The following is an 8298-nucleotide window of genomic DNA, read 5'->3' as shown; positions in this document are numbered from 1 at the left end:
ACATGAATATTAGCCCTATATTCTGTTTCATCCCAATAAATATGTTCTGCAACTTCAGCTTTAGGGTTAAGTTCTACACCTTCTAGAATTTTTTCTTTAAAGTTATAAAATCCTGCCATATCAATTAAATGACCACCATGTAAATAAATAGGTTTATAATTTAAAACTTCTGCAGAAAATTCTTCCCAGTTATCTATAATACCTAGAACAACATCTTCAGTTACCCAGTTTAAAAACATTTTCCCTAAACGTGGATACTGTTTACCTGCTCTACCTCCAATAGTAACTCGATAATAATCAGTTGGATTTCTTTTCCACGCACCTGTTGGACAGGCTACCACACATTCACCACATCCTACACAACAACAATCATCTTTTTCAATTTTCCCATCTTCATTTATCTCAAGAACTCCTGTTGCATGGCTTTCACAAGCTTCAACACATTTTTCACAACCAATACAGCGTTCATATTCATATTCTGGATCAACCAGGCCTATAATACCAAAATCATTAAAATGTCCTTTTGCACAATCATTAGGACAACCAGAAACACCGATTTTTATATGGTATGGACTGGGAAAAATTCTTTTTTCTAATTTCCTTGCCAGTTCAGTTGTATCAACATTCCCTTTTACACAATGTGCATTACCGATACACCCCATTATATTTCTAGCACCCAGATTGGGAAATCCATTTTCATCAACTTCCATATCAACTCCACACATATCTACTTCTACATCCTGAATATAATCTTTCAAATAACTGTTTACTTCATCTATATCATCATAATCTATTCCAGGAATGGAAAGAGTCTGTCTTGTACCAATATGAAAATCTCCATTTCCCCATTTTTTTGCAATATGTTGAGCATATTCGAGATTATCTGCATCTATTACAGCCCCTGGTACTCTCATCTGTAACATACACTCACCATCCACTTTTGACTGGCGAAAACAATTAGAGGTTAATTCCCCCACATTAATATCAATATCTTTACTTTCACTCATATAAATTACCTCCTAATCTATTAGATTTTTTACTTCTGGATAATTAAAAACTGGTCCATCAACACAAACATACTTATCACCTATTTTACAATGCCCACATTTTCCAATCCCACAGGACATTTTTCTTTCAAGAGAAACCCATATATTTTTTTCATTAACATTTTGTGCAGCACAATTATTAAATGCTGCTTCCATCATTGGAGGTGGGCCGACAATTACTACATGATAATCTTCTAATTTATCAAAAGGAACATGGCTAATACATTCAGTTACAAAACCTGTTTCAAAACCTTGAATTTTTTCATTATCAAGAGTATAAACTGTGTCAGTAAACTTATCGTCATATTTTTCTAAAGCATTTTCATATAAAATACACTCTTGATTTCTGAATCCTGTCAGAAAGTAAACATCTCCCATTTTCTCAAAATTGTCATAAAAATGTTCTAAAAGACTATTTACAGCACAAACTCCTGTACCACCAGCTACTACTACAATATCACTACCCTCAAATTTCTCTAGTGGAAAATGATTTCCGTAAGGACCACGTAAAAATAGATCATCACCTTCTTTTAAATCAAAAGTTTCATTAGTTAATTTTCCAACTTTTCTTATAGTAAATTCTAAATAATCATCTCCAATTCCACTTACAGAAATAGGAGCCTCACCTATTTTAGGTAGTGAAATTTGAAAAAATTGTCCAGGTTTAACTTCTTTATCACATTTAACTCTAAAAATATATTCTTTATCTGTCTGAGGATTTATATCCAATATTTCAAATGGCTCAGGTCTTAATTCATTATCTTCTTTACTTTTACACATATTAACCCTCCTATCTAAGCTTTAAGATTTTGCACAGCTTCACTTAGCTTATTTATTGTACTTGAAAAAGATATTAATTCATTACATGCATCTGTACAACGACCACAACCTACACACATATGATCTTCTCCAAATCTTTCTTTATAATCATATATTTTATGAAGTGTTCTAAATCTCATTCTCTCTGCAGGTGTTTCTCTAAAACTATGTCCTCCAGCCATTTCTGTAAAATCCTCATGTAAACAACTGGCCCAATTTCTTCTTCGCTCTCCAGCCTTGCCATTTTCAGTATAGGTAACATCTCTGGTAGTAAAACAACTACATGTTACACAGGAAGCAGTACAGGCTCCACAACTTTCACAACGATCATTATATTCTTCCCACATATCTAAATCATATACTTGCTGTAAAATTTCTTCGCTATCAATTTCTGGAATATTTACTTTGGTATTGTTTTCTTCAACAAATTCTGGACTGAAATCTATTTCAGATTCATTTTCAAAAAAATTCAAAAAATCATTATCTTTAACTTCTATTTTTAAATTATCTTCATTAAATCTAAAGCCCAGACTATAATCATCAGTTTCATTCGATCCCATTGATACACAAAAACAACTGTCCCAACCACCTTCCTGGCATTCCATTAGAGCAAAATTAACTTTATCTCTCATTCTTTTATAATATTTATCAGAAAAGTCTCCGTTTTCTAAAAATATTTTATCCATTCGTTTAAATCCATTAATATCACATGGTCTTGCAAAAATCAGTAATTCTTTATCATCCACCTCACTCTCTCTAAATTGATGTTCTGTAAAATAAAATAGAGTCTGAGTAATAGGATGTATCACTTCTTTTGGAGAAAAATCCGATTTTTCATCATAAACTATTTCAGAAACTGAATCAATTTCTTTATAGCGGGTCACATCAGTATCTGAATATCGCCCCTGTCCTTTTAAACGGACCGGTGCATATACTTTGTAATCTTTTTTTAATTCATTGAATATTTGATCCATCTTTTCATAATTCACCTTAAAACTCATATCATCCCTCCTAAAGTATATTTTTGATTGAATTTAAATGTGAAAAAAATCTCAATCTGTTTCACTGAGTTAATTTTAATATGAAATTCCTTATTATGTAAAATAATAGTTTTTTATCTATTCTATAAGTAACAGCTTATGACTTTTTAAAAATTAATAATTTTAAAAATAAAAAAATTCTCCTGATTTTAACAGGAGAATTTAATAAAATATATTTATATTATTTTAGATCTATATTGGTTATAATTTAGTTGACTCTTTAAAAAATCAGAAAAATCTTCTCTAAGTCCTAATGGTTCCATAAGAGTAAAATTTAACTCTTGATGTTTGTTTTTTAATTTAATAATTTTTTCCGGAATATCTTCTCTAACATGATAACCTCCAAATAAAAACAAAGGGAAAATAGTAATGTCTGTTATATTATTACTTAAAATTTCTCTTACTACTTTTTCAAACCGAGGCTTTCCATATTCCAAAAAAGCCCCCTTAATATACCTATTTTTATTATGACTTTTTGAAACTAATCTTTTAAATTGTTTATTGCTTTTTTCATTTTTACTACCATGACTTAAAATTATTGTTGCTTTTTTTATTTTTTTCATTGCATCTCCCCCTTTATACTTTTTAAAACTTGATAATTTGCTTTTACTGTTCTCTTTATTTCCTCAGTTGTTAGTGCATTAGATAAAAAATTAGCTTCATACTGAGAAGGAGGTAAATATATACCTTTATTAATCATCTTTTTAAAATAATCAGCAAAAACCTTTTCATTACAATTTTTTGCTTCTTGATAATCATTTATTTCATTTTTACTAAAAAATAAAGTGAACATAGATCCAACTCTACTAAATACTGCTGGGAATTTAAGTTCTTCAATATTATTTTTAATCCCTTTCTCCAATAATTTCCCTTTTTCTTCAAGTTTTTCATAAATAGGTTCATTTTTTAATTTTTTTATTGTTTCATAACCTGCTCTCATTGCAAGAGGATTTCCAGAAAGAGTTCCTGCCTGATAGACCGGTCCTACAGGAGCAATATAATCCATTATTTTCTTTTTGCCCCCAAAGGCTCCAACAGGCATACCTCCACCAATAATTTTACCAAAAGTGCTAAGATCTGCCTCAATATCATATAACTGCTGAGCTCCTCCCAGGGCCAGCCTAAATCCAGTCATCACTTCATCAAAAATCAAAAGAGAGTCATAATTATTCGTTATTTTTCTTAAAAATTTAAGATAACCATCATCCGGCTTAATAACTCCCATATTACCTGTAACCGGCTCAAGAATAATACAGGCTATCTCCTGACCAAATTCAGCAAAAACTTTTTTTACTGCCTCACAATCATTATAAGGTACTACGATAGTTTCTTTAGCAATATTATCTGTTACTCCAGGGCTTCCTTTTATTCCTAAAGTAGCAACTCCTGAACCAGCATCAACTAAAAGACTATCTCCATGGCCATGATAACACCCCTTTAATTTAACTACTTTATCTCTATTAGTATATCCACGAGCAAGCCTAATCGCACTCATTGTAGCCTCAGTCCCTGAATTAACCATTCTTACTTTATCAACAGAAGGTACTACATCTCTAATTAACTCTGCCATTTTAGTTTCTATTTTTGTAGGAGCTCCAAAACTACTACCTTTTTTTAACTGCTCCTCCAATTTTCCCATGATTTCTGGAGGATTATATCCTAAAATCATTGGCCCCCAGGAATTGACATAATCTAAATAACTATTACCATCGATATCATAAACTAATGAGCCATTTCCTTTTTCGATAAAAATAGGATCCATATCTACTGCTGAAAATGCCCGGGCAGGGCTATTAACACCACCTGGAATTACCTTTTTAGCTCTTTCAAATTCTTTTTCTGAACCTAACATAAATAATACCTCCTATTTTTCTCCATATTTAAGCCATTTAGCTGAATCTTTTGCCCAATAACTAATAATTATTTCTGCACCTGCTCTTTTAATTGAAGTTAAAATTTCAAGTGCAACTCTTTTCTCATCTAACCACCCCTTTTTACTTGCAGCTTTAACCATTGCATATTCTCCACTGACATTATAGGCAGCTAGTGGTATTTTATAATTATTTTTCACCTCATTTATAATATCCAAATATGATAAAGCTGGTTTAACCATAACTATATCTGCACCTTCATTAATATCTAATTCAATTTCTTTCAAAGCTTCATTTTTATTAGCAGAATCCATTTGATATGTACTCCTATCCCCTTCTTCTGGAGCTGAATGTGCTGCATTTCGAAAAGGACCATAAAATCCAGAATGATATTTAGCAGAATAAGACATAATAGCTACATTTTTATAACCATTTTTATCTAAATCATTTCTAATCTTCTCTACTCTTCCATCCATCATATCTGAAGGAGCTACCATATCTACTCCAGCATTAGCATGCGAAATAGCAATTTTAGATAATTTATCTAAAGTTAAATCATTTCTTATATCTCCATCTTCTACAAGCCCACAATGACCATGTGAAGTATACTGACAAAGACATAAATCTGTAATTACTAAAAAATCAGGATATTTATTTTTAATCTTTCTAACTGTTTTTTGAACAACCCCATCATTTTGCCAGGCACATGATCCAATCTCATCTTTATATTCAGGAATCCCAAAAAGTATTATACCTTTTATTCCTAAACCTATTAATTCTTCTACTTCTTTTAAAATATTATCAATAGACATCTGATAGACCTCAGGCATAGCTGGAATTTCTCGATATATATTTTCTCCATTTACAACAAAAAGAGGATAAATCATATCTGATATATTCAAATTCGTCTCTTTTATTAAATTCCTTATATTCTTATTTTTTCTTAATCTTCGTGGCCTTTTTCCCAATTTCATATAATACTCACCTCTTTTTATAATAATCAATTATTGCTTTATAGAGTCCGTCAATAGTATATTCCTCAGCAATGATATCTACTTCAATTCCACTTTCGCGAGCAGTCTTGGCAGTTACGGGACCAATACAGGCTACTTTAACTTCATTATTTATATCTAAATTAATATCCCTCTCCAAATAATCTTCCATTCCTTTTATAAAATTAAGTACAGTTGATGAACTTGTAAAAGTTAAAAGATCTAATTCATTTTCATAAAGCATTCTATAATATTTTTTATTAATTTTTGGTATCACATTTCTATATGCCTCAATATTATTTACTTTAGCTCCCATATTATGTAACCCCTTTTCTAAAGTTTTAGGAGCAATATCTGCTCTAGGCAATAGAAAAAAAGAATCATTTATTTTTAAATTATTTTCTTTGGCATAATCTTTTATTCCTGAAAGAATTCCCTGAGTTGAATAATCTACAGGCATATAATCAGATTTAATTCCATACTCTTTTAATTTTTGGGCAGTTTTTTTCCCGATTACAACAGTTTTAATTCCCTTTAATTCTCTACAATCCTGGTTATTAATAAAAAGTCGATTCATGAATTTCTCTACTCCATTAACACTTGTAAATACAATCCATTTATACTTGTCCAAATTTGAAATTGCCCTATCCAAATCGGAAAAATCATCAGGTTCTTTTATTTCAATCATAGGAGCTCTTATGGCTTTTGCCCCTTTTCTCTCAAGAATTTTACAAAACTTATCTGCCTGTTTAGCAGGCCTTGTAACCAAAATCTTTTTCCCAAAAAGTTCTTTGTTTTCAAACCATTTTAATTCTTCTCTTTTCTTCACAACTTCTCCGATTATTATTACAGCTGGAGATCTAAAATCTACTTCTGCTGCTTTTTTAACTATATCTTCTAAATTTCCCGTTATTGTTTTTTGTTTTACTCTTGTTCCCCATCTACATAAACTTACGGGTGTAGTTACTTCAAATCCACTTTCTATAAGTCTTTCAGTTATATTAGATAATTTGCTCACACCCATTAATATAATAAGTGTATCAACAGAATTAGCTATCTTTTCTAGCTGAACTGAACTTTCTTTTTTATTTGCGGCTTCATGTCCTGTAATTACAGCAAAAGAAGAAGAAATATTTCTATAAGTAACTGGGATACCAGCATAAGAAGGCACAGCTAATGATGAACTAATACCTGGAATAATTTCAAAATCGATTCCATTATCATTTAAAATAGTAGCTTCTTCACCACCGCGTCCAAAAACAAAAGGATCTCCTCCTTTTAATCTACAAATTTTTTTACCTTCTTCAGCTTTTTTTACAAGTAGATTATTAATTTCAGACTGGATATAATGGTGATGATTAGCCTTTTTACCAACATAAAATAATTCAGTATCAGCAGAACTATACTTCAATAAATCATTATTTGACAGCCGATCATATAAAATTACATCTGATTCTTTAAGTACTCTTTTAGCCTTTAGCGTAATTAGTTCGGGGTCACCAGGGCCAGCTCCACACAAATATACTTTACCACTCATCTTTATTACAACTCCTCCTCCAATTCAGCCATAATTTCATCTGCTCCATTTGAAAGCATCTTTTTCGCCAATAATTTACCTTTTTCTTTAGAGTTTTTTCTATCAATAACAATTTTATCCCGTAAAACTTCACTACCATCTATCTTCCCAATTGTTCCTCTAATTATTAATTTTTCTGAGTCATTCTCCTTTACTTGAGAATAAGCCCCTATAGGCGCATGACAGCCTGCTTCCAGATAAGAAAGAAATCCATGTTCAGCCCATACTGGGTCAGCAATATTATCATCTTCAATCTTTTTTAAAATATCTTTTATAATTTTATTGTCATTTCTAATTTCAAGTGCTATTGCTCCCTGTCTGGCTGCTGGAAGACAAATATCTGGAGTAATATATTCATTTATTTCATTCTCTAAACCTAATCTTTCTAATCCTGCTGCTGCCAGAATCAATCCATCTAAATTTTTTTTACCATTTTTTAAATTTGCTACTCTAGTTTCAACATTTCCCCGCACTGGAATAATTTCTAAGTCATTACGAAAATTAAGAATTTGTGAACGACGACGTAAACTTCCAGTTCCAAGTCGGGAACCAGTTTCCAACTCTTTTAGTCCTTTCTTTTTATTGGTTTTGCCAATAAAAGTATCAAGGGGATTAGCCCTATCAGCTATACAGACTACTTCCACTTCTTCTGGCAAGTTTGTTGGTAAATCTTTAGCACTATGAACTGCAACATCTATTTCTCCATTAAGTAAAGCAATCTCTATTTCTTTAATAAAGAAACCTTCTTTCTGCAGTGAACTTAGGCTTTTATCAAGCCTTCGATCACCTTTGGTGCTAATTTTTTTAATTTCATAATTAATATTTGGATAATTTTTTTTAAGTTTATTTACCACAATTTCTGTTTGGATTAACGCAAGTTTACTTGGCCTCGTTCCAATAACTATTTTCTTTTTCATTGTAATCACCTTCTATTTCCTTATTTATTATTTTTTC

At 31.1% G+C, this 8298-nt stretch carries 8 protein-coding genes; all 8 read right to left on the bottom strand.

The window, feature by feature from the left end; all coding sequences use genetic code 11:
• Positions 1-1007: sulfite reductase subunit C (gene asrC, locus VJ881_11035; GenBank protein ID HKL76587.1), on the bottom strand; the 1007-nt coding region annotated here is incomplete at its 3' end.
• A gap of 12 nt (positions 1008-1019) precedes the next feature.
• Complete coding sequence (gene asrB, locus VJ881_11030; GenBank protein ID HKL76586.1) at positions 1020-1826, bottom strand: anaerobic sulfite reductase subunit AsrB; 807 nt, start codon at positions 1824-1826, stop codon at positions 1020-1022.
• Between the two features lie 14 nt (positions 1827-1840).
• Positions 1841-2866 carry an anaerobic sulfite reductase subunit AsrA gene (asrA, locus tag VJ881_11025; protein ID HKL76585.1) on the bottom strand — a complete coding sequence of 342 codons (1026 nt, stop codon included), beginning with the start codon at positions 2864-2866 and terminating at the stop codon, positions 1841-1843.
• Between the two features lie 215 nt (positions 2867-3081).
• Positions 3082-3468: a CbiX/SirB N-terminal domain-containing protein gene (locus VJ881_11020; protein ID HKL76584.1), complete on the bottom strand. Its 387-nt coding sequence runs from the start codon at positions 3466-3468 to the stop codon at positions 3082-3084.
• A complete protein-coding gene (hemL, locus tag VJ881_11015; GenBank protein HKL76583.1) occupies positions 3465-4757 on the bottom strand; it encodes a glutamate-1-semialdehyde 2,1-aminomutase in 1293 nt (430 codons plus the stop codon). Before hemL ends, VJ881_11020 begins: the two co-directional genes overlap by 4 nt.
• Positions 4758-4769: 12 nt before the next feature.
• On the bottom strand, positions 4770-5750 hold the full coding sequence (hemB, locus tag VJ881_11010; protein ID HKL76582.1) for a porphobilinogen synthase: 981 nt from the start codon (positions 5748-5750) through the stop codon (positions 4770-4772).
• 7 nt (positions 5751-5757) lie between these two features.
• Positions 5758-7305 carry a uroporphyrinogen-III C-methyltransferase gene (cobA, locus tag VJ881_11005; protein HKL76581.1) on the bottom strand — a complete coding sequence of 516 codons (1548 nt, stop codon included), beginning with the start codon at positions 7303-7305 and terminating at the stop codon, positions 5758-5760.
• Positions 7306-7310: 5 nt separating this feature from the next.
• Positions 7311-8261 (bottom strand): hydroxymethylbilane synthase, encoded by a 951-nt coding sequence (hemC, locus tag VJ881_11000; protein HKL76580.1) that lies wholly within the window; start codon positions 8259-8261, stop codon positions 7311-7313.
• Positions 8262-8298: the final 37 nt, after the last annotated feature.

This window comes from Halanaerobiales bacterium, from assembly GCA_035270125.1.
Lineage (GTDB): Bacteria > Bacillota > Halanaerobiia > Halanaerobiales > DATFIM01 > DATFIM01.
This window is presented reverse-complemented; position numbering and strand designations above follow the sequence as displayed.